A 23,476-nucleotide genomic window follows, 5' to 3' on the forward strand; every position below is an offset into this window, starting at 1 on the left:
GCCCAAGCTGTGGCAGCGAACTATCTTATTTATTATAATTCTGACATTAAATTCTGTTTATACATGTGGTATTCGAAGTATCTTAATTACCTGAATGAAGGAACCTGCCTCGTGACATATATGACATTTACTGGAGTATCATACGCTTCGGACTCAGAAAGCAATATTCCTGTTATTGGGGATTATTGTGTTACTAACGTTGCCCACAAAAACGAAGAAAACCATTGTGCCTCAAGATTTTTGGTCTGGAAGCTCAAAGACAAGTTTATCGATTTCACTTTCAAGACCATCTGGGAAGAGCAGGGATTGTTTACATCTGCGCAATTGGCAGAAATTTTACAGCACAGCTCAGTTTATTCGGCACGTAAAAGTTTAACACGTATTGAGACTGGTGAGAAAATAGAAGTCGAATTCAGAATTTCTCATAATGGGAGTAGTTTCCCGTTGAGCGAAATGCCACCCTGCTAATTTCGTTCGGATATCATATTCTTGATATTCTTTACCCCGGCCCCACGCTTTCCCCAAACGCTCCAGCGGGCAACACCCAGCATGACGTAACAACCGGCCCGTGCCACTGATCTTCCAGTGCACGGGCCACCAGATCCGGCCGTGCCAGTGCCGCCGCATAGACCCGGCCCCTGTCTGCAAAGTGATGAAGCCCACACTTGCGTTTCATGGTGCAACCAAACGTCTGCTCCAGCACAGCCAGTGCGTCAAAACGCTTGGGCATGATGTGCCGCAAGGTTGCAGCCTGATCCACACTCATAAACACGCAGAGCGCACAGGAGAGCCTCCCAAAACCAATCTGGTAAGGAAGGGCCGGAATTACGCCATACCTTTGCAGGATGGCCCAGACTTGCGCCTCGCTCCATGCATGCACGGGCCTGTAATGATCGACATGCCTGCACCTGCGCCGACTGTCGCGTGTGTCCGTGCGATGCGGACCAAACACCGCGTAACGGGCACGGTTCGGACTCTCCTCGGCCCGCTCCCCGGTCACGAACAACGTGCGGCTCCCCAGAAAGCGATCCTGCGCACGCAAGGCCATGTCGGCCACATCGATCTTGGCAGTCGCACTGCAATAGCGCGTGCTGAGGCTGGCACTCACCTGCGGGAACCGCAGGCGGGTACCAACAGGGCCTGCACCACCACGGCGCACCAGCCCTGCGGGGGTTTCACACAGCACGGCAGCGGTGGGCACACCATTGCGCAGGATCTCGCCTTTCAGGCCACCTTCACGCCATGACAGGTAACAGGGAATTTCAAAGTGGTTCGCCAAGGCGTGGACATAGGACGTGGTGGACGGCCAGTCCATGAAGGATGGTCCCTGCCCGTCCACATCGTGGTGCCATAGCTCCATACGGTTTACCGGCGCACCGCACTCCAGAAGATGCAGCAAGGTGGCGATACTATCCTTGCCACGCTACAGGCGATAATAATCCGGTCATAGCTGGTGAAGTCGATCCGCTTCATTCTCCGGCTCCTTTGAGGGCGTGTCATCCATTCCTGTTCCCATTGTGCCGTCCGACGTTGTGACGCCGGACGGCCGAGTGGCTCAGGCTGCGTCCCTGAGCGCGTTGGGAGCATCGTCCTCCTCTGCTATGGGCGGGATGTCATCGTTGGCCGGAGCCTCTTCCTCCCCTTCCCTGCTGGTTGCAGCAAGATCGGCTTCCAGCTCGGCCAGCGCGTTGCGTTTCTCATCGAGCAGCGCCTGATCGCGGAAGGGTGCTCCCAGCCGGGCCTGATAGGCGGGCAGCCGTCGTGAAGCCTCATCACGGGTTTTCTGGGTGTCGGCCAGTTCCCCATCAAGACGCAGCACGAGGTTTTCGATGCGCGCGACCAGCCCCAGAGGTTTCGTGTCCTGATCCACGGGAATGTCCACCGTTCCATGCGCAAACGCCACGGACAGCCCCGCCTCGGTCACCACCCTGTCCTCTATGAAGCGCTGTCGGTTGATGGCATCCAGCGTGACGGCAAACCCGCCGATACGGCCCAGCGTCCACCGACCTTCCTGCGCGTTCCTGACCGCCAGACGGAGCTGGGCCAGCAGGAACGCCCCCGCCTTCTCACGCTCGGTGATCACACCGCGTTCAGTCTCAAAGCTGAAGGCCTCCCCACGCGTGGCCACACGGGCCGCCAGATCAGCTTCGATCAGCGGGATCCGTGCCTGCGCCCATGCAATCTCGCGCTCGGCCTGCTGGACGGCACGACGCACGGCGAACTGGTCATCGTAATGGGCCGCATAGAGGCGTTCGAGCCGCGCGAGTTCCGCTTCCAGACCGGCTTTCTGCATGAGCCGCATATCCCCAGAGGCCAGCGCCTTGGCCATGGCGAACTGGTTGCCATCGCTATCCAGATCTTCCACACGCCGGATGGACCGATCACCAGACATGGCCATCGCGATGAAGCGCAGCTTGCGTTCGAGGAGCTGCCAGTTGGTGGCGTCCACCGACCCTTCCTGCGCGTAGGCGTAAATCCGTATTTCCGGGTTCTGGTTGCCCTGGCGCTCGATGCGCCCTTCGCGCTGGATGATGTCGGAGACCAGCCACGGTACATCCAGATGGTGCAGGGCCAGAAGCCGCTGCTGGGCATTGACCCCCGTGCCCATGGTCTGGGTGCTGCCAATCAGGATACGCTTGCGTCCGGCGTTGAGGTCGCCGAACAGACGCTGCTTGGCTTCCGCCTTCTTGTAGTCCTGCATGAAGGCGATCTGCTCGCGCGGCACCCCCATGCGCACCAGCTCGTCACGCATCCACAGATAGGCGGAGAAGCCCCGCTTGCCTTGTGCTCCCACGGTGCCCAGATCCGAGAAAATCATCTGCACCGCACCGGGCTGGGCGTAGGGCTGGCCAGTCTCGGGATTGGTGTACCGGTTCTGCGCACTCTCCTCCCAGATGGCGAAGACGTTGCGGATCATCAGATCGAGCTTGCTGTCCTCCCCCTCCCCTGCCCGGCCCCAGCCGACAAAGCGCAGATCAAGAGCCGCATGACGGGCGTCCCCCATGACGGAGAGCAGGATGTCATCGCCTTTCTGGGGTTTGCCTTTGCGACGCTCGATCGCGGTAATCCGCTCGGCCAGCGTCTTCTGATAGGCACGGAAGCGGGCATGGACTGGTGCTACGACAATCTGGCGGTGCCCACCGCGCACGGCTGGCAAATTGACATAGCGGCGCAGATCGTCCTGCTGGACCACATCGGCGAAGTCACGATAGAGCGCCATGAGGTCGGCGACATTGACGAACTCGGTAAAGCGCGTGACGGGCTTGTAGAGACCACTGGGCTGCAATTCGAGTTCGGTCCTAGTCTCCCCGAAATTGGCTGCCCATGCGTCAAACTCATGCAGCCCTCGACTACGCAGGGCATCGAGCGCCATGTAGCGCTGGACCGAATACAACTCGCCCAGTGTGTTGGTGATCGGGCTGCCTGACGCCAGCACCAGCGCGCGACCGGGATTGACCCGCTCCAGATACCGGGCCTTGACGAACAGATCCCACGCCCGCTGCGAGCCCTCTGGGGCCACCCCCTTGAGGTCGCCCTGATTGGTGGCAAAGCTCAGTTTGCGGAACTGCTGGGCTTCATCCACGAGGATCTGATCAATTCCCAGTTCTCCCAGATGCAGCAGGTCATCCTTGACGCTCGCCAGCCCTTCCAGTTTCGCCTCCATGACCTCCTTCATGTGCTCGATGCGCTTGCGCGACAGCCGGTCGTCTTTATCCATTTCGCAGAGCAGCGTGTCATAGGCCTCGATCTGCTCGTCGATCATCCCGCGCTCAAAGGCGGCCTCCACCGCGATGAATTTGAAGGCGTCATGGGTGATGATGATCGCATCCCAGTTCCCAGTGGCTGCGCGGGCCAGAAACCGCTGGCGTTTGGCCTTCGCAAAATTCGTCTCATCCGCGACAAGGATTTTGGCTGTCGGATAGAGCATCAGAAACTCACGGGCCATCTGGGCCAGACAATGCCCAGGCACCACGATCATCGCCTTGCTGATCAGCCCCAGTCGTTTCTGCTCCATGACCGCGGCACACATGGAGAAGGTTTTGCCCGACCCCACGGCATGGGCGATGTAGGTGCTGCCTGCGGCAATGATCCGCCAGATCACCCGCTTCTGGTGTTCGCGCAGGGTGATGACCGTGCTTGCACCGGGCAGCCGGAGATGATCACCGTTGAATGTGCGCGGCACGAGATTGTTGTAGGTGTCGTTATACAGCCGCACCAGCCGGTCAGCCCGATCGGCATCCTGCCAGACCCAGTTCTGGAACGCCTGTCGGATGGCTGCGAGCTTCTCCTTCGCCGCTTCGGTTTCCTGAGTGTTCAGCACCCGGCTGTCGTTGCCGTTTGAATCCCGGATCGTGTCCCAGATTTTTGGAGAGGCCTGTGTGAGCGCGTCCTCCAGCAACTCCCCGGCATGACGACGCTCGGTGCCCCAGACTGACGTCGCTTCGGCCCGCCCCAGAAAAGCACGTTTCTCGACGCTCCAGCAGGCCACCTCGGCGGTATGGTGGATGACAGCCTCAACGCCCAACACCTCGCGGGTGAAGGCCATGATGTCGCTCACTGGCAGCCAGGGCGCACCCAGACGGGCGGTAATGTCGGATGGCCTCAGATCCTCGGGCTGAGCCCGTTCCAGCGCTGCCGCCGTGCGGGCAAAACGCGGGTCGCTCTGCGCTGCCTCACGGGCCGCCGCAAGTTTGGTGCGCACGGCCCCTGAGAGCAGTTCGTCCGTCGCCACCCACACATCGCACCCCGGGCACGAAGCCTCGGGATCGAGATAGACGGCCTCGCCCAGTTCGTTCAGGGCCGCCTCTACGGTGCACCCCGTCAGCTCGGCGATCAGGGGCAGATCAACACGACCCACGTCATGCAGGCAGACCGCCAGCGCGTCATGAGCGGAGTGGATTTCGGGCTCGACCGGTGCATGGATGACGCGCTCGGTAAACAGCGGCCCCGGCCGGGCTGTCTGGGTCGCCTCGTCATACTCTTCAATGGAGGAGACCAGCCAGACATCGGGATCATCATAGAACGGCTGGAGGTTGGGCCTGCGGCGGCTTTCGGTTTCCTCACCAGTGGTGGCGTTAACCCGGACCGTGGTGTTGGTGAGATTGATCGGCCCGAACTGGCGGGTAAAACTCAGCCACGCCTGCCGCAGCCGATGCTGGTGCCGCCCAAAGCTGATTGTCCATCTGCGCGCGCAGCACAGCCTTTGCCGCGTCCCGCACCGGGATCAGCGCTTCAATAATGCGCGCATGTTTCTGGAACAGACCTTCTTTTTGGTCACCCTTGCGGATGGGAACTTCCTGGCCTGCGCCACCAATGATCTGATGCAGGATGCGGTTGTGCAGATAGTAGCTGCCTTCCTTCAGGTCAGCGCCTGATGCCGCGGTGCCCACGCGCAGGCCATCCAGTTCTGGCCGCGTAATGCGCTGCTCAACAGGTGGAAGAAACCGGCTCTCGGGGGAAATACGGGCCAAAGCTTCCGGCAGAGCAGCGTGAAGTTCCACGCCCGATACCGGCAGGCAGCAGTAATCCAGTCCGAACTGGCTGCTAGCCCAGCCATGCCGCCCCAGAACCTGAGCGGGATTGTCGAAGAAATAGCGGTTGATGCTCAGCGGACCACTGCCTTCATCGCTGTCTGGCACGGTCGCGGTTTCCAGCCAGGCCTGATCACCGGGGAGATCGCCGATCATGCGCTTGCGGAACACCAGTAGATCAAGCACGACTTCGGTACCGGCATCCGCACGCATTGCCCCTGCGGGCAGACGCACGGCCCCCAGCAGGTCAGCGTCTTCGGCGATATGCTGACGGGCCTTCTGGTCAGTCTTGTCCAGCGTATGGCGTGATGTGACAAATGCAGCGAAGCCGCCTGGGCGCAGGGCAGCAATTGAGCGGGCGATAAACCAGTCGTGGAGACTGACCCCCCGCAGGTCACGGTGATCCGCTGCATTGACCAGACGGTTGGAGAAGGGCGGATTGCCAATCGCCAGATCATAGGTGGTTGCGAGAGCTGCCTTCGTGAAGTCTTCGTGCCTGATCCACTGTTTGGGGAAGAGCTTGCGGGCAATCCGTGCGGCAATACTGTCCATCTCGATGCCCGTGAAGGCGATCTGGCCTTCGAGACGCTCGGGCCTGAGGGCGATGAACTGCCCAACGCCACAGCCGGGCTCCAGAACGGACCCACCCTGAAAGCCACGCTTCATGAGCATGTCCCAGATAGCGGTGACGATATATTCGGGCGTGTAGTGGGCATACTGGGTGGAGCGGGCGAGGGCGGCATGGTCTGTCTCTCTGCACGCAGCCTCCAGTGCCTTGCCGATGCTGTCCCATCCTGCGCGATAAGGTTCTCCCGCACGGGGAAAAAGGGCGTTGGCCAGTTCACCCGCCCCAAAGCCAATGAAACAGCTCAGCACAGCCTGCTCGTCGGGGGTTGCATTACGGTCTTCGGTTTCAAGCGTGGCCAGCAGCTTGATTGCCGCAATATTGTCCCGCGCACGGTCTTTCCAGCTGATGGCAAGGCCACGGGTGCCCGTCAGGCGGAAATCGGTCTGGGGGATGACCAGTTGGGTTTCTGCGACGGGGGAGGGGAGGGGGCTGTCTTCACCTTCAAGCTCACCCCAGAACAGGTCTGCGGCACCGCTGAGGGAGGAGGAAGAGAACAGGCTGAGCTGATCATCGAACAGGGACATGGAAGGCTCCGGACAAACTCCGAACGCCGCCTGCGTCTGGGACGAGGCGGTGGTCGGGGTGGATGGACAACGGCAGGGAAGGGGACTGATCGCTTTGTTGCGTCAGATTTTCTTCTGCATGCTGTCTCCGGAACCGGGCCTGAGTGGCACGGGCAAAGGCGGCGCCCGCGCCGGGATCGGGCTGGCTTCAGACAGACCGACCCACCCTTTGCGCGCGACGCTCAGGGCTGGTCGGAGTTTTATCTTTATCTTACCCGCAGCTGAGCATTTTTTTGGAAATTAGACATGTCTAATGGAATTTAACAGGTTGATCGAGCATTCTGGAGGATGTAATCATTGCGCGGTAAACGTAATTAGACATGTCTAATTTATACAAGGCGGTAGCTACATGACAAAAATCGTTTTAGTGTCGTCGCCCAAAGGTGGAAGTGGGAAATCAGTGGTCACAAGGCACCTTCTTGTCGCAGCGGCGCAAGAAGGCCAGAAGGTCATTGGAATAGACTTTGATCGTCAGGGTACAATCGACAAGTGGGGAAAACGACGGCAGGCACTCCGGTCTAAAATGCCTGAGTTTATCGACGTTCCGATTGTTGGCGCGCAACTTCAGGATTGGCGAGGCGGTCTCAGTCAAGCAAAAGGCTATGACTTAGCCGTTATTGATACGCCTCCCAGTGTTGAAGATCACATGTCAGCAATCACTGGCTTGGCGCAAGCTGCTGACATCGTAGTTGTTCCTTGTGCCTGCACTCAGGACGATGTCGATAGCATCGCCCCTTGGATCGATGTTTTAAACCAGGTTACCAACAATACCGTTGTCGTGTTGAATAGAGCTAATCGCCGCACCAATTCATTCGCTAGAGTTCGCGGGCGGCTCATCAAAGTGGCCGATGTTATTCCAGTAGAGCTTCCTCAATTAGAGGACGTGCATGTGCCCAGTGGCAAAGGACTGACCCTTCTCGATTTCACAAAAAGTCGAGGTCAGGAGCCATTTGAAGAACTTTGGGCATTCATAAACAGGAAAATCACCAATGTCTAAAACACACCGGGTATCACGCACCTCAATCATGTCCGTAATGGAAGAAGATGATAGCTTGAGTGTTAGTGATAACCGTGCCGAAATGTTAATAGAACGAGTTGTCATTGATGATAACGTCATGACGACAATAGAAGACGTATTTGCAGGCACTTCTGTAATTTCCGACACTGAAAAAGTCTCGCGTATTTTGGCAGTTCGTGCCGAGGTCAATCAGAACTGGAGTCAAGCCCGCGATTCATTCCTCGCCATTGGACGTGCTCTTCTCGATTTGGAAAATGTTCTGTCAAAAGCAGAATATATTAAATTGAGACAAGGCTCTGATCGCCTGTTCCCCTTTTCTGACGCCACGGCAACACAATTAAGACGGATCGCGAAAGCCGTTTCGGATGGGGTAATCCCTTTGGAGGCTTGTCCTGGGAGTTACGGAACAGCGTATCAAATTACGCTGTTGAATGAACATCAACTTCGGGTGGCTAAAGAGCGTGGCCTGATTCGTCCGGATGTAACTCGTCGGGAGATTGCCTGCCTTCGTAAAGAGACGGTTATTAAACCGGAAATCTCCGGTCGAGTGGACGTCAATGTATTGAAGGAGGAGTATAGAAAGCTTCTACGGCATCGAGAAAAGCTGGAATCTGAAATGGCCGCCGTTGATTCTAAAATACAAGATATCAGGGGACTCTTAGGGGATTTAGTGGAGTAACTGGCAGACAACAAAGATATCCCGCTAGAGTCCCCATGGTGCGAACTCTAGCGGGGTATCCCGTGAATCTTAGGGGCAATGGGTGCCCTAGACGGATGTAAGATAACACCAGTTTTTGTAACTTCGGTTTTAGCCGCAGGATATACAGCTAGTGCTATTTTCAAGTTATCTATGAACTTCGGTCTGAAATGGTCTAATCGCACGACACCAGCACCAAACTGGGCTTTCAAAGCAGACCATGTGATTGCTGTTGGTCCTTTCAATGCGTGAAGCCGATAAGCAAGCCAACAATAAATGTCGAGCGCTTGGCTATGCCCGTTTAATGCGCGGATCGCAGCTTCTTCGATCGGAATCGGATGTTTTTGCAGTTGATCGTAAAATAGTTCGGAAAGCTTCGCTCGTTCCAGGAACTGTTGTTTCCCGTTATCTTTATGATCATCCGTAAATATCGCGGCATCCACAATATTTTGATTTATTAACCCGCTAGAGTTCCCAGATTGGAAATGAAACGAGATTCGGCATCTGAAAATTCGCTCGGCTTGCTCTTTAACGTCTTTAATAGATTTTCCACCTTGCGGAATACCCATTCTCTTGAGCCAGTCTCTCAGCGATTTTCCTAGTTCAATTTCTCTATTCTGGGTTTTTATGGCTTCTGTTTGTAGGTAAAGCATGATTAATCGTGCTTTACTTCCGTAGGGTACGCCTACAGATACTGGATTTGCTCCACGTACTGCCCGACGACCGGGTTCAACAATCATCACTGCTCTGTCTGTCTCAATTTGCCAGACAAGATCGTCAGCCAAGCGTTTATGTGGCAACCCTACATGAGCGAACCCGCTATATAGAAAGCCAATACCTGTATCTTCATAAGCCATATAGTCAGCGGCAATTTCGATGATCTTTCGATCTTCGTCAAAGGACAGAGCCCCTTGTTTACCGTGTTCTTCTATGAGCTTGTGAATGGTTCCCACAAGAGAACTCCTTTGAGCAGGATTGCTGAACACTAGCAGTAATTTTGCGCTTGAGAAGTGGGAACTTTAGCGGGATGGCCTGGCGCGAGGCGCTCTAATATTTGGAGTATTATTTAAAATATTAGTTTGTCACGCCAGAGTCCTCGGGGTAACTCCAAAAAATCAGGAATATCCGGCATTTATATCCGCTAGAGTTCCCAGACAATCCCGCTAAAGTTCCCATTTTTCCCCGCTAAAGTTCCCGGGGTTCCGCCAGAGTCCTCGGGATAATCTAAACATTTTTCCCTCTAAAGTTCCCACTTTATTTTCAAAGTGGACGTCACCCATCCGAGTCTCTTTGACTGCTACTGTGTCTGAGCCGCTTTGCTGTTTAAAGCCGTGAATCTATATGACTTTGTTCTGGGAACTCTAGCGGGGCAGTGATCTCTACCTTAATGAATCATCAGACAGATTTATTTTTGAATTAACGGTTTAACGCATGTTCTTCAAAAGGATCACCTAGCTCCAGATAATCGCCCAGCGCTGCATAAGTTGCGTGTCGTGCAAGGCGCTTGAGTTTGACGGGGTGTGCTCCAGCATCCATTCCGGTTGTAAGCGCACCCCGTTTCAGGCTGTGCCCCCCAAAGGTTTTTCCATCCAACCCGGCAGCACTGGCACGGCTCTGGATGATGCGAGCGATCGAGCGATCTGTCAGGGGCTGTTGCCCAATTTCACGACCATTCCCGTCAGAGGCAGCTGTGCTTTCCTTTCGGACGCGGCGGAAAATAGGGCCAGCCTGTAAGCCAGACACGGCTAGCCAGGCTCCGTATGCCTTTACCGGGCAATACTGATCCTGGGTGTAGGGGAGGGCGATCTCCACCCCCTTGCCTTGTCTATCACCCTTTGAATGTGGAAGGGTGACAAGCAGGCCTTTACTGACCAAGGCTACGTGTCGGATCTCGATGCTGGCCAGTTCAGAACGCCGGAACGCGCCATAAAACCCCATGAGGAGTAAAGCCCGGTCCCGCATGCCGGATAACTTGCTCAGGTCTATTGCATTGATGATTGTTGCCAGAACGTCCTTTGTCGCCGCAGCCTTGCGGCGCGGTGTAAAGCCATCCCTTGCAGCGGTGCGCCTGATTCCGGTCATGGTTTCACCAATAGCGGCGTCAGCGGTGGGTACGGCGCAACCCGCCAGACGGTGAAGATAGGTGATCGCGGCCCGTCGCAACTCCAATGTCGAAGGTGCAAGACCCCGACCTCTTTCGTCTGCCAGAAATGCGGCAATGTCGGCCGAACGTGCAGGGAGGCAGGGAAGGGCATGACGATCCGCCCAGGCACACCATGCCCGGACACCGGCACGATAGGCTTTGCGTGTATTATCAGCCTTGGCCTGCAAAGCGTAGGCTGAGGCACTATCACGCGCGGTTTCAAGAGAGCCATCGCGTTGCGGAACGGCCCTTCCTAGAGAGGCGTCAAACCATCGGATAATGACGCCCGGCGTCTGGCCCGCAGGAGAGGGCAGGAGAGGGGGCATGTCAGACTGTGCGATAGTGTCCCTGTGTGCTTGCCTGTAACGCGCCAGAAAATACGGAACTGGACTGAGATGTAGGGCGAGAGTCAGTGAGGGATCATCTGGAGCTACACCGATCCGCTCTGCAGCCAGTGCACGGGCCCGGGCGGCGAACGGCACATCATGAGCAATCACAATATCTTCGGTCTTATTCCCTGACAGGGAGATACCGGACAAGCGCAGTTCCAATCCCGGGGAGAGACGGGCCGCCGCAAGAATTCCTGGCAGAGTGTCAGATGTTGAATCGGCCTCGGCCAGACGGTGTCGGGTGGTCCGGTCGCACCGCTCGAACAGAGCCGCGAAAACCCGATCTTTTCGGCCGTGGACAACAACTTCAACCTGCATGAATGGTGCCTCGAGCTTGCTACTATCCTAAGTATCTAACTCCCAGTGTAGTAGGTCATGGCGCTTAGCGAGAACCGTATTTTTCATCTCATACCGTTTCTCGTGAAGACCAACATGGGGGGTAAGCGGAACGACCGTTCTTAGACGACAAAGGGGAGCCTATTTGCCTCCTGCGCTGTTATCGCTTATCGCTACTACGGCCTTATTCCCAGCAATCTGCCAGACGAGCCTCTTTCCCGAATTTTTCTACGGGTAGAAACTTTGGCCTCATAGAGGCCCCAAAGCCCTAATTATTGGATTTCGGGCGACCTCCTTCAGAGCGAGTTCGAACCATATACTTTTTATTTTCAAAAAATGTGAACTGGTAGATACTCAAAGAAGATAGCCGTCGGCGCAGAAAGGATATTATTTTGTTCTCCAATTCTTTCGAAGAAATAAAATGTCTATATAAAGCATCTCTCAAATCTCATCGCACAATTACAAAGGAAAAAGCATCTGAGATTTTACAGATTTCCAGTAATGGATGCAAAGGCGCTCCCACAATATTCAACAGCCTTGTTGTCTCTGAAAACACGGAGTTACCGGTTGGTTTTCTGCGACAAGCCGCATGCCACTTTTATCTCAAAGAGACGTTATCCGGTCGATGCAGCGAATTTTCTAATGTCCTCAGTGCTCTTGCTGCGCATATTCCAGGGACAATCCAATCTGACGGCACGCCTATCCCATCAAGGCCTAAAGCTGATAAGACTGCGGCAAAGCCGCATATTCTAGCTTTTTTAAAAAGGTTAAATCATAAAGAAGCATGGGAACAGGCAATTTTGATTGCGCGTGCGCACGCAGTGCTGGGTGAATTTCCCTTCTCTAACCCTCGAACCGAGGCTGTGGCAAAAGCCGCATTAGCTATGAAAAAGCGTGGGTATAAATTTAAGGTTATTAATGGGCAGATCGATATTTCTAACGGGCAAATTAAAAAGATAATTAGAGATATCGAGACGAAATTAGCAGGTCTCGACGCAGAATATACGTTGAGAAGAATTTTTATTTTAGCGACAAAGCTCCACAAGTGGGAGTATGGACAAATCCTCTTTGGGCGCCATCATGCTCCGGGTCTCGCAAAGCGTGACCCACTCCCCCCGATAGGCCTTCTCTTCAATCTTGCGGTTAAATTGCCTTTTTTCTTTAATTGCAAACCCAACCTAGAAAAAGTTTGGATCAAAGCTGTCGATTTGGCACGAGATTTCTGTGCATTGTTTGATCTCGAATCCTATACTCCATTTGACAATATGAATCTTGATGCAATCTTGTTTGAAAATACTTTAAGAAAAATGGCGCTATACGATCATCTTTTTTGCCTACGGCAATGGCGTTATGAGTTTACCACTTACTTTCTCGAAAATTTTTTCACGCGCTCTTATGACGATGAAATGAAAAAAACACTTGGTTGGAATATTGATGATCTAATTTCTTTTATCTCGATCTTAGATAGATTTGTCAAAAAAGAACCCTGCCTTTTCACAAGGAGCGATCTATATGCAAAAGGTCTTCCCAATACAGTAGTGAACGCAATATTAAGAGATGCGTCTTATTCCGCAGGGGAAGCCAACCGTGGCTACATATCTCCATTTGTGCCAACCGGGCAAGATGTCATGTTTAGGCCCCTGTTATCGATTCCTGAGGGGCAAGAAACAAGTATTTTTAGTTTTTCCCGTGGATTACTAGGACCAGCATTTTACGAAGTCGCTTTTGCAGCGATCAAAAAGGTCGTGCCAAATAAAATTTCAAATATCCGTGGCACTGGTACCGAGCGCCTCACTAAAGATATTTTTGCTAAGTATGGCTTCAATGCCTCTATAGCAGAAAAAGAATATAAAATGAATGGAGCGGCGGGAGAGTGTGATTTAGTATTTCAAGACGAAAATCATATCATCTTAGTTGAATGCAAAGCGAAATCTCTTACGCGAGGCGCAATGTCGGGTGTCCAAGGAGACGCTATGTTGGACTTTGCTGCGAGCCTAGTAGCATCGCAGGCCCAATCATTACGTCATGAAAGAGTATTGCGGACGCAGGGGCACATTATCTTCACAGACGGCACTATATTAGAATGGAAAAACCGAACAATTACACGATTGTCGATTAGCTTAAGTGACCAAGGTCAGTTGCAGGATCGGTGGCTGCTTGAAACCTGCTTCAATGTTCTTATTAACGCGAGCGTTACATGCGATCCCACATATCAGAAAAAGAAGCAAATCGATGATTTTAATAAAAGCCTAAAGTTACTTCAAGAGGAAACAAAAATATTGGTGAATTCTGGACAAAATATTCGCGCCGCCGTGTTGAATATTGGGTCGGCCAGTCTTGCGCAATTAGATATCATACTAGAAGAGGCAAAATCTTTGAGCGACATTGTTAAATTTATGGCGGTACGAGCAAGTTATAACACTGGAAACCCATTATTGGAGCATTTTCATCTGGCAGGATTGCGTGAATATGGCGAAAAACACGCGTAAGTGTCCATACAATAAATGAAAAATATCAATGCAGCCTGAATTACATATTGGCTGAGCTAATATTGAAAAACTACGGCGCGTCGTCATTTAAGTCCTGAGAGCTTAAAGTGAGGGTTTTACGTTCTGTCAATCTGTGCTGACTATTTTTCCGGCTTTGGAAAAAACAACAGATGCGGCGTTATGCTTATGTGACGACCAGTGGGAGCGGACATCGACACACTAACGCTTCAAAGACGACAGCCACGGATGTCCAAGAGTCAGCCTAGTGCGGTTCGCCAAACAATGTCGGCTTCCGAACGAGTCTCACAACAGCTTGGACGTCTGACTTGAAGGCGATAGCTGTTTGTCTGCATCGCTCATTTAGAGCGTACAGACGGTTATGAGGGAGCGGAGTGTCGGTTATCAGGAAAAATGATTGAATGCTGCCATTCGCAGCTTTCACCCTGATGAGAGCTATCGACCAGAGTCGATCGCTCAGGTCGGGCACCAGAAGTCAGGCACGCCAGACCCGTCAGAGGGGAAATTATTAGTGGTAATCCGGCGTCACATCGCAGTGGCAATCAACAGGCTACGACAATTTTTATGTGCGGAAGCGACGCAACTGTGACCCTACATTTTAAGACTATGCCGAGAGATTGCTCTGAGTTACGAAACGCATATGACGATGGCTAGCTCCGAGCGTCGTGGAGCGGGGGGACGAACTAGCGAAGATGGCAATGCAGCCGATTCAGCGATGGCAATATCGGGTGAGCTTCGATCTCAGGGTCCGGAATACCTACGGCGCCTCGTTCCAAGATTTTTTCTCCACCATCATGGAAGCCCGATACGGCAGCGACTTCATCAGGGTTAGGCCCTTCGGCTCGCTTGGAGACAAGGGCTGCGACGGCTACAGAAGCACCGGCGGGCAGGTTTTTCAGTGTTACGGAAAACTGGAGGACGCCGCCCCTAATGCTGCGACGATCACGAAAAAGATCGGTGAAGACTACCAGCTTGCAGGCGGTCATCTCGGTACGATCATGAAGGAGTGGCACTTCGCCCACAATCTCGTAAGCGGGCTCCCAATTGAGGCGGTTCAGAAAGTTGAGGAAATTAAGCAGGCCGGCACCCACGTTGTCGGCGTGTTTGGGCCGGCGAGCCTCTGGATAATTGTCGATGAACTCAGCGAAATAGAGCTTTTCAATCTTCTGGGGCCCGCTGCGACAGCGGAGGATAGTCAGAACCTGAAACTCGAGGAAGTCAGACTTCTGACGGATTCGTTAATGGCTTCGATATCGTCAGGGACCATTCTAAACGGCTCTATCAAGCCGGTGCCGTCAGACAAGCTCGCCTTCAATCAGCTTCCCGGCCACTGGGTCCAGTTGCTGACCCTTGCGTCGATCAACGGGCCATACGTCCAGCAATATTTCGAGCAAAACTCGGATGTTGAGTTAGGCGCCCGGATTGCACAGGCGTTCTCTAGTCGATATCTGGAGCTCAAGCAGGAAGCGCTTACACCTGGACAGATCATGGACGCCCTTTACGAGCAGACGACAGGCATGGGCTCGGTGACAGCCGTCAGGCAGGTGGCGGCGCAGGCATTGCTGGCATACTTGTTCGATTCTTGCGAGATATTCGAGGATCAAGCCGACAAGGTTGGGACATGATTCTTCCTACAAAGCATATACCTGCGAGCCGTTCTCTAACCGCGATCGGTGGCGAAATACTTGCCCAGTTAGAGGAACCGCGCGCGGTCTCGGAGATCTGGGAGCGGGTTCTGGCTGCGCGATGCGCAACTGGGCAAGGCGCACCGCTGCCCTATGACTGGTTCGTTCTGGCATTGACGTTCCTCAACTCGATTTTCGCGGTCGAACTGTCGGAAGGGTTGGTGGTGCGGACCGAGGGTAGGCAATGATCATATCCATTGAAAGTGACCTGCCCAGCTTCAAGTCTGTTCGGCTGAGGCCCGGATTGAATGTGCTGCTTGCCGACAAATCGCCCTCATCGGACGAGAAGCAGACGCGAAACAGCGCAGGCAAGTCCAGTCTTGTGGATGTCATAAACTTTCTACTCGGAAGCAGAGCATCAAGTGCCGTAGCCAGCCACGACGCACTCAAGGCTTACACGTTCTATGGAACGTTCGAACTCGATGGCAACCAGATCAAGGTAGGACGCTCCGGCAATGCATCGTCAAAAATTCTGGTCGACGAGGAAAAGGCTACTGCTTTCGGACTAACTCCGAAGTTAGATAAAAAGACGGGTCATCACTTTGTCTCGAACGAGGTGTGGAAGGAATTCCTCGGCAACCGCCTTTTCGCGATGCCGTTTCCCACCAAGGGAACGGCGTTCGCGCAATCCTTCACGCCCAGCTACCGTTCGATGATTGCCTATTTTGCTCGTCGCCGCGGTGGTTTCATACGTCCGGATAAGCAAGCCGCGAAGCAGGCCACGTGGGACAGCCAAGTGAACCTCTCTTATCTCCTGGGCCTCGATTGGACGATACCGTTCGAGATCGAGAAGGTGCGCCAGCGCGAGAGCCAACTCAAGGAATTAAAAAAAAGCAGCTGAAGGCGGCGCGGTCGGAGACATCATCGGCACTGTCGCGGAACTGCGTCCGAGGGTCGTCCTGGCGGAAGCGAACGTCGAGAAGCTACGAGCGGACCTCGCGGCATTTCGCGTCGTCGACACGTACCGGGAGATGTCCGACCGTGCGTCGGCGATCCGTAGCGAGATGCTTGCAATTGAGCGCAATGCGGTGATCCTCAAGCAAACGTTGGATCATCTTGAAGCCAGCTACAGGGACGAGCAGCCGCCTGCGATCACGAATGTTGCTCGGCTCTACAGGGCAGTCGGCATTGAACTTCCTACCGTCGCGGTGCGGCGCTTCGAGGAGGTAAAGGCGTTCCATGAATCAGTGGTGGCAAACCGACGGAAGCGTCTCCAGGAGCAGATCGACAGCACAAAGTTGGAGCTCTCCGACGGAGAAACGCGCTCGGCGTTGCTAGATGGTGAGCGAAGTGAGATCCTCCGATTTCTGAAAGGCAGCGGTGCGTTCGAAGATCTCACGGCATTGCAGGAACAGCTCGCCAGACGCGCGGTTGAGGCAGCAGCATTGCGCGAACGCTTCAAGGCGGCTGAGGTTCTGGAGGGCGAGAAGACGGAGCTGGAAGGCGACCGCATCAATCTGAAGCGGCGTCTGCAGGACGATCATCAGGCCCGCCAAGCTCAGCTGGATAAGGCGATCCTTTTCATCGGCGGAGCAATTGAGCAGCTCTACAGTGATCGGACCGGCGGGTTTGTCGTTGCCGCTGAAGATAATGGCCCTGAGTTCGAGATATCGATTCAGGGAGACCGAGGTGGAGGTATCTCCCAGATCGAGATCTTCTGCTTGGACCTCGCGCTGCTATCGCTCACCTCAGACGCCAAGCGGGGGCCTGGCTTTTTGATTCATGACAGCCATCTCTTTGACGGCGTGGACGAGCGTCAGGTGTCGAAGGCTATCCAACTCGGAAAGGTGACTGCTGACCGGATCGGCGGGCAGTATCTTGTGACGATGAACTCGGACATCTTCGATCGCCTGCCGTTGCCCGCTGCGTTCGACAAGGGCGCGTATGTGCTGTCCACGCGGCTGTCGGACGATGGCGAGGATGGTGGGTTGTTCGGCTTTAGGTTCGATTAAGCGCAACAACTATCGCGCGCCGATGTCGACCACCCCTAGACATCCATGGTTTGTCCGCTAAATGGCCAGTTCTATGATATTCAGTCTATCACGCCTCACTTAGCAATGTCAGCTTTCGGGATGCCAGCATCACCGCTTCGACGTCTGACATGAAGGCGTCTGCTGCCTGTCCGCTTCACGTTCCATGAGCGGACAGGCAGATCAGGGGGGCAAGCGGAAGGTCGGCTATTAGGTAGAAAATTATACAAACAACCATTCGTGCAGCCAACGTGGATCACAGCTTCGTCCTATTGCGGTCGTTTTCACTTTGATTATTTGATCTGGTGACTGAACTTTTATGTTTACGGAGTGATGATATCAACTCCATCGACCTGCTTTACACCGGCTGGCAAAAGAAGCTTTTCTAACCAGCCAATCGGCTTCCCTCGCTCGGAGCAGTACACAAAAAACGCTCGTTGCATGGCGCGGGTAAAAGCGACGAAAAATGAATTGAGTTCCTCATTATGCTCCGGTAAAAGGCTCCACCATGTTTGGGCATCGAACCCGAAAAAGATCACAGTGTGGAATTCAAGACCTTTACTCTTGTGAATTGTCATGAGCGGGATCTGATTTTTACCTTCGAAGCGATCAAGAACATCATTCCAATTCACAGCGTTCTCGACGCAGTCTCGCAAAAGGATCCGAAAGCCGTTGTGCACGCGCTGAAAATCAGCATCGCGCCGATATTCGGGATAAGCTTGCCGCAGACGCTCCACCCCGACGAAGTCCAAGGTCTGCGCGAACAGCCGGTTAGCCACTGCCGTATCAAGCGGCTCGTCACGCATTATCTGTCGAAGGTTCCTAGAGAACTCTCCAATCTCGCGCTGTAATCGCTCCTGCACGGTTTCGTCGTCCGAGCTAACGTTTGCCAATGCTTGCAGGCGATCTTGCGCCGCGCTCCAGGCTTCTGGTGCGCGGGCACTTGCCCCAAGCCTTAGAAGTGGAAGAATTACTTCCGTAAGAGGCTCGACTAACAAATCCTGGATGGCAATTTCACCGACGTTCCTGGCAAGATTCCGTAATGTCAGGCCGTGATCACGCAGAACGGGTGCAAGCTCGTCCTCAACACTATTAGCGCGCATACGCACAAGGATGACAACATTGTGCGGTGCAACGCGGCCTTCGTCGACTTCTCTTCTGATCCATCGCGCTATCATCTGCGTTTCCTGCTCACGGTTGTCAAAACGCCAAATCGCTGCCGTTGCGCCATCGACCTCCAACTGTCCTCGGGCCTCGACCTTTTCAACGTCGGGATCAATTTGTCGTGCGATGACCTGTTGAATGCGGACAAGCGCCTCGTGTGATCTCCAGTTCCTGAGAAGGGCATGGCGAGCAGCATTAAAGCCGTCAACAAACTCATCGAACGCATTATTCATAGCTCCCGTCCAACCCATAATTCTCTGCTTATCGTCTCCGACAGCAGTGAAGATAGAACGGCTTCCTCTGAATGCAGTATTTACGAGACTATACTGGGCATAGGTCGTGTCCTGGAATTCATCCAGAAAAACAAAGGGATAGGTCAGGCGCAGAGCGCGCTTGATCCTTGGGTTCGAACGCAGCATGTAATCAACGAGGCGGTTGATCATTGCGAAAGAAACCAGTGCTCCGTCCGGCATGGCGTACTGGTCATCCCAGTAAGCTTGAAGCAACTCTCTTGTGCGCAGCTTTTCAACAGTTTTGTCAAACGGCAGTGGGGTGCGGGCGATCGCTTGTTCAAACCGGTCCGAACTGACATCCGGACGACCGTGCCTTTTCAGGAATAACTCGAAGTCTTGTCGTGAGGGAAAGGCAATGCTGTAGTCGATTGGCGGCCGGTAAGTGTTGGGAATCGCAAGGCGGAAATGGTCCAGCATATGCTTCGTGAATGCATCGAAAGTCATTGAGTGAAACCTGCGGGCCTGATTCGCAGGGCAGCGCTGGCGAACTCGCGCAGCAAGATTTTGAGCCGCATCGCGTTTAAAGCTAATCGCAAGGATGCGTTTTGGCTCGGGACAAAGACCGGTTTGGAGAAGGTAGGTGGCCTTCTGGGCCAGAAATTCGGTCTTGCCAGCACCTGCGCCAGCTGTAACGCACACGCTATGCGCAGCTTCTCGCAGAGCATCCCAAGCTCCTGATTCAAGCTCATCGACACCTTGCGGTTGCCAACCCTCCTGTGCGACTGGCATCACACTTCACCCGGCTTGAGAAACAAAACGTCTCGTACATGATCGATAAGGGCGCGCAATTCCGGTGGTGCGCCGCGGGCGAGGTTTTTACGTGTGATCCTGCTCAGCGCGGCAAGGTGCGTTTCCGGCTTACTTCGACTGAGGAAAAGATACGGATACCAAGCGAAATTATCGTCCCACTGTTCGTCTGTGTAGATATCCGGCTTCCCGTTGGTTTTGAGGACGACCTTCTTTTTCTCGGCAATCGCCTCCTCCGTTGTCCTGGGACCTCGGCCGCCCGGATTGGGATGTTGGTAAGCAGCCGGAAACGCTTCCAGCATTGCAAAATCTAGGTCGATGGGATCGGAAAAGAAAACGGCTTCATGCCTGAGGCTTGAAGCCAGTTATTATCTTCCCAGTCGTCCAGAACATCTTCATCAACCAGATCGTCGAGATCATCGAGATCGATCGTGCCATCAACGATGAGGGGATTTGCGGTGAAATCGCGGCCTATCTGTTTGAGAGCAGCGAAGGCGCTTCGGATCATGTTGGCGCCGCCATGGGCTCGACCAAGGTCAAAATCCAACAATGTTGCGTAGGGAATGCCAAGATCGGTGAATAGTCTCCAGAAGTGTGAGACATAGCGGCCGCCTAAGGGGACGATCGGCACAAAAGAAGGGTCAAGCTGCACGCCTCTGACTTCAGCAAGCCTGGGGAGAACAATCTGCTCCGAATCCCCTTCAGCCAGAATCACGAACCGTGCAAAGTAGAGTTCAGGGTAAGAGCGAACTGCGAGGCGCACATAGGTGCTTGCTTCCGTATCGCCTTCAGGCAGAGTTAGCTGCTTCACGGAGGCGCACCGCGTCTGTCGGTCAAGCCGAAAATAGCGGACCTCGTCCGCCTCAATACGTGAGAGGATACTCGCACTATGGCTTGAGATGAGCGCCTGAGCCGTGTCCATTTCTCCGATTTCCCGTGCCTGCGTCATGATCCGAGACAGAAAAAACGGGGAAAGACTGTTTTCAGGCTCCTCAATCGCAAGGAGAGTCAGGTGGGTGCGGCGGAGCTTTTCCTGATCAAACGGGCTTTCCGTTGCAGCGAGTGTAAGCGCTGCCTGTTCAGTTTCTAGCGTCGCAGCCGTCAGAGCAATGTGGAAAAGCGAACGCTGACCGTCACTGAGATCGGCAAGGACCCGATTTCGACCAGCTTCGTCAGGATGGAAAACAAATTCCGCGCGCCGCACCAGTTCTTCGATACTGCTCTCGATCAGCCGGAGATTAGGGGTCGTATCCGTGTCGCCCTCGTAAACCTGCTGCCACCTGTGCGTTAGGCGCTTAATGATGAAGTCTGCTGGCGCCTCTTGCTCAAACTGTTTTTGGATAAGCTCGGCGCCTTCCGTCGCGCGAGCGCCAAGGTCAGTAGACCAGAGCGCTGCTCTCCAGAGGCGACCTTTTAGAAGCTCGGTTACACGGTCGGTGGCGTTGCGCAGGGCAGGAACGTAGATGACCTGGATACTCGCGCGATCAACGGCGGAGACCTTTGGACAAGCGTCCCAGTCAAATTCGTCGTCGAGTGTCGTGATCCATCTGATATCTTCTTCTACCGTGCCGTCCAACGTACCGTCTTCCATCCATTTGGCGACAAGCCGGATACGCACTTTTAGCGGTCCATCGGACTCCGATGCAGCCATTTGGTTGAAAAAATCGGGAACAGAGCTGGCGTCTTCGTCCTCTTCATCATCCAACTCAGGGAAACCGAGCATGCACTCGATTTCGAGACACCGTCCGTCAGGCAGTTCCTCCTCGTTCTGAGCGATATGGAAGTCTTTTTTTGTAACAGTCCTATCCGTCCTCATTACACCAAATAGACGGGAAAGCGCTTGAAAAAGCGTTGTCTTGCCTGCACCGTTCCCCCCAACGAAAGCAGTCACCTGCTCTTGTAGACTCACTTCCGTCCATTCGGGACCAAAGCATCGAAAGTTTCGTATTGATATAGTTTCGATTTTCATAAAAAGATCTCGCTATGACTGCTCTGTGCACTTTTTTAAGAGCGGTTGAAGAAATATCTTCTCCCAGAATTCTGTTTTAATCAGCACAGTTCTCAACCTCTCATTATTGCATTTCAAATTACAAAATTTTTTCGTAAAATCCGAATAAGCGCTTTGCACGAATAGTTCGTACATCGTTGTAATTGCCATTTATTTAACTGACCAGTCAGTTAAATAAATGGCAGCTATTCTCGACATAGGTAGCGCTGTTAACTGCCAGCCAACTTTCGACCCAACGCGTCAATAGGAACCTGCACTATTCATGTCCGTTATGCGGAACGCGATTTGGAAACCTGTATGTCCGAGTTGAAGGCGACTGCCGCCTGTCTGCTTCTGCATCACTGAGCGGACAGGCAGATTTTGGGGGGGGATGCGGAATGTCTGGTTTCGGTTAGAAAGTCTTATAAAGCGGGGGTCTTCGCCAATCTCGATGCGGATCACCGGGTCGAAACGAAAATGCCCTGCATCGACTACTAAGGCAACGTCCGGAGGTGCGTGACTTCGAGCGTTAGACTACAGAAATTGACGTCCGTGTCGCCATATTGACTTGCTTCACGGCGCTGGTATCCAATAACACGTCCTGTCCTAAAAACATCAATAAAGCAGAGCACGTCCATCTACCATTGCTGCAATAGACTTCCAAAGTAAGCATGAACGACAACCAACCGAAGGATAAGGAAAGAGCGAATGGTCATATTGAACATTGAACAAATTGTTACGAAATCTCTGGGCGGATGGCCTGGGGAGATGGAATGATGTTCGACTGCGCTCTGGTGGAAACATGCCAGATGATAGTCTCGATATTACAGACCCAGAAGTAATGGATCTTATCCACATAGCCTCAAAATTGAAGTGACGGATAGGATAGAGAATATGATTGTTGACAACAAAATGACACTTTCTGAATTTCAGGCGCGCGCACTATTATCGTCTGGACAAGGACCGAAGATCTTCAAAAGGAATCGAGTATTTAGACCGGAAACAGTCGTTTACTTCGACCAAAATGTATTTTCTGATTTAAATGATGATGAGATCGCCTTTTGTAAAAAAAATCGTAAGACCAAATTTGCTTATAGTCCCGCCCATGCGGAAGAAATATTCAGAATGCAACAAAGCGAAAAAAAAAGATCGAATCATAAGAATAATATCTCATCTCACCAATGGATTATCTATACAACCGAAAAGAATAAAGGAGCCAATGAAATTTTTCAAAGAAGAACTAAGCTACGTTATCGATAGGTGCAAATCCGATAGAGATGCTACCGGCGCCGTCGAACAAGTTAAAATAGCAAACATAGATTCAAATAAAAATCCAGATTTAGAGAGGGTAAAGGAGGTAAACAGCAGAACTTCCAATGTATTGATGGATTTGACTGATGAAGAATTTTCTAAGCTTATTAAGGAAAGTAAGAGTCACTCTCCATCTCCGCGCAAAGAAGATTTTTCTAAATTCAGAGATTTTGGGAGCATAAATCATTGTTTCTATACTCTTCACAACATACTAGACGTAATGAATTTCAAAGTTGATAGGGGCGAGCGCGCAAAGAGAAGTGCTTTGTATGATATAGAACACTCAAAATACGCATCAGCATGCGATATATTTGTTACAGAAGACAAGCGGCTTCTTTCACGAGCAAAAATTATTTTCGAGTTTATGAAAATAAAAACTCGGGTCGGAACAAAAGAGCAATTTTTTTCCGGAGCAATGTAGCGGCGAGAGAACCGCGCGGATTTTTATTTTGGGGTTTATGTCCGCTTTACGAAAAGCTGAATTCTTACTTCAATGTCAGAATGGAG

Annotated in this window: 17 protein-coding genes and 1 pseudogene; 11 read left to right on the forward strand and 7 right to left on the reverse strand. The window is 53.0% G+C overall.

Features of this window, described 5'->3' with window-relative positions:
• Positions 1 to 468: hypothetical protein (locus tag JCM25146_RS18915; RefSeq protein WP_035372479.1), on the forward strand; the 468-nt coding region annotated here is incomplete at its 5' end.
• Positions 469 to 499: 31 nt separating this feature from the next.
• Here JCM25146_RS18915 and JCM25146_RS18920 read toward each other — a convergent pair.
• Together JCM25146_RS18920 and JCM25146_RS18925 are read right to left on the reverse strand one after the other, a co-directional pair.
• Positions 500 to 1,399: a phosphoadenosine phosphosulfate reductase domain-containing protein gene (locus tag JCM25146_RS18920; RefSeq protein ID WP_242401069.1), complete on the reverse strand. Its 900-nt coding sequence runs from the start codon at positions 1,397 to 1,399 to the stop codon at positions 500 to 502.
• A gap of 156 nt (positions 1,400 to 1,555) precedes the next feature.
• Positions 1,556 to 6,683 (reverse strand): annotated as a pseudogene (locus JCM25146_RS18925) (DEAD/DEAH box helicase family protein).
• Here JCM25146_RS18925 and JCM25146_RS10895 point away from each other — a divergent pair.
• From JCM25146_RS10895 to JCM25146_RS10905, 3 genes are all read left to right on the forward strand, one after another.
• Complete coding sequence (locus JCM25146_RS10895) at positions 6,682 to 6,966, forward strand: hypothetical protein (protein ID WP_025827920.1); 285 nt, start codon at positions 6,682 to 6,684, stop codon at positions 6,964 to 6,966. The pseudogene JCM25146_RS18925 and the gene JCM25146_RS10895 overlap by 2 nt on opposite strands.
• A gap of 105 nt (positions 6,967 to 7,071) precedes the next feature.
• Positions 7,072 to 7,719, forward strand: a complete 648-nt coding sequence (locus JCM25146_RS10900) for a ParA family protein (protein ID WP_025827921.1) — start codon at positions 7,072 to 7,074, stop codon at positions 7,717 to 7,719.
• Complete coding sequence (locus JCM25146_RS10905) at positions 7,712 to 8,419, forward strand: hypothetical protein (RefSeq protein ID WP_025827922.1); 708 nt, start codon at positions 7,712 to 7,714, stop codon at positions 8,417 to 8,419. Before JCM25146_RS10900 ends, JCM25146_RS10905 begins: the two co-directional genes overlap by 8 nt.
• A gap of 47 nt (positions 8,420 to 8,466) precedes the next feature.
• On the opposite strand, the gene JCM25146_RS10910 is transcribed toward JCM25146_RS10905, so the two are convergent.
• Both JCM25146_RS10910 and JCM25146_RS10915 read right to left on the reverse strand, forming a co-directional pair.
• A complete protein-coding gene (locus JCM25146_RS10910) occupies positions 8,467 to 9,390 on the reverse strand; it encodes a replication protein RepA (RefSeq protein WP_025827923.1) in 924 nt (307 codons plus the stop codon).
• Positions 9,391 to 9,853: 463 nt separating this feature from the next.
• Positions 9,854 to 11,287 carry a site-specific integrase gene (locus tag JCM25146_RS10915; RefSeq protein WP_025827924.1) on the reverse strand — a complete coding sequence of 478 codons (1,434 nt, stop codon included), beginning with the start codon at positions 11,285 to 11,287 and terminating at the stop codon, positions 9,854 to 9,856.
• A gap of 410 nt (positions 11,288 to 11,697) precedes the next feature.
• On the opposite strand from JCM25146_RS10915, the gene JCM25146_RS10920 reads away from it, so the two are divergent.
• From JCM25146_RS10920 to JCM25146_RS22930, 5 genes are all read left to right on the forward strand, one after another.
• Complete coding sequence (locus JCM25146_RS10920) at positions 11,698 to 13,794, forward strand: hypothetical protein (RefSeq protein WP_148299052.1); 2,097 nt, start codon at positions 11,698 to 11,700, stop codon at positions 13,792 to 13,794.
• Positions 13,795 to 14,504: 710 nt separating this feature from the next.
• The gene (locus JCM25146_RS10925) at positions 14,505 to 15,437 is read left to right on the forward strand and encodes an ABC-three component system protein (RefSeq protein ID WP_035372489.1); all 933 of its coding nucleotides are present in this window, start codon (positions 14,505 to 14,507) and stop codon (positions 15,435 to 15,437) included.
• A complete protein-coding gene (locus JCM25146_RS10930; RefSeq protein WP_025827929.1) occupies positions 15,434 to 15,685 on the forward strand; it encodes an ABC-three component system middle component 6 in 252 nt (83 codons plus the stop codon). Before JCM25146_RS10925 ends, JCM25146_RS10930 begins: the two co-directional genes overlap by 4 nt.
• 62 nt (positions 15,686 to 15,747) lie before the next feature.
• The gene (locus JCM25146_RS22925) at positions 15,748 to 16,338 is read left to right on the forward strand and encodes a hypothetical protein (RefSeq protein WP_199897734.1); all 591 of its coding nucleotides are present in this window, start codon (positions 15,748 to 15,750) and stop codon (positions 16,336 to 16,338) included.
• A gap of 130 nt (positions 16,339 to 16,468) precedes the next feature.
• The gene (locus JCM25146_RS22930) at positions 16,469 to 17,449 is read left to right on the forward strand and encodes an ABC-three component system protein (protein ID WP_199897735.1); all 981 of its coding nucleotides are present in this window, start codon (positions 16,469 to 16,471) and stop codon (positions 17,447 to 17,449) included.
• Positions 17,450 to 17,790: 341 nt separating this feature from the next.
• On the opposite strand, the gene JCM25146_RS10940 is transcribed toward JCM25146_RS22930, so the two are convergent.
• From JCM25146_RS10940 to JCM25146_RS18935, 3 genes are read right to left on the reverse strand one after another with little or no spacing between them, the layout of a single operon-like run.
• The gene (locus JCM25146_RS10940) at positions 17,791 to 19,653 is read right to left on the reverse strand and encodes a UvrD-helicase domain-containing protein (protein WP_035372480.1); all 1,863 of its coding nucleotides are present in this window, start codon (positions 19,651 to 19,653) and stop codon (positions 17,791 to 17,793) included.
• Complete coding sequence (locus JCM25146_RS22935; protein WP_199897736.1) at positions 19,653 to 19,973, reverse strand: hypothetical protein; 321 nt, start codon at positions 19,971 to 19,973, stop codon at positions 19,653 to 19,655. The genes JCM25146_RS10940 and JCM25146_RS22935 overlap by 1 nt, the downstream gene beginning before the upstream one ends.
• An 8-nt stretch (positions 19,974 to 19,981) precedes the next feature.
• Positions 19,982 to 21,640, reverse strand: a complete 1,659-nt coding sequence (locus tag JCM25146_RS18935) for an ATP-dependent nuclease (RefSeq protein ID WP_277909586.1) — start codon at positions 21,638 to 21,640, stop codon at positions 19,982 to 19,984.
• Positions 21,641 to 22,552: 912 nt separating this feature from the next.
• Between JCM25146_RS18935 and JCM25146_RS22070 the strand changes: the two genes are divergently transcribed.
• Positions 22,553 to 22,918 (forward strand): hypothetical protein, encoded by a 366-nt coding sequence (locus JCM25146_RS22070; protein ID WP_148299054.1) that lies wholly within the window; start codon positions 22,553 to 22,555, stop codon positions 22,916 to 22,918.
• Entirely contained in the window at positions 22,878 to 23,390 is a 513-nt protein-coding gene (locus JCM25146_RS18945; RefSeq protein ID WP_025827931.1) for a hypothetical protein, read from the forward strand. Before JCM25146_RS22070 ends, JCM25146_RS18945 begins: the two co-directional genes overlap by 41 nt.
• The last annotated feature ends 86 nt before the right edge of the window (positions 23,391 to 23,476 follow it).

The sequence above is a fragment of the Acetobacter okinawensis JCM 25146 genome (genome assembly GCF_000613865.1).
In the GTDB taxonomy this organism is placed as follows: Bacteria; Pseudomonadota; Alphaproteobacteria; order Acetobacterales; family Acetobacteraceae; genus Acetobacter; species Acetobacter okinawensis.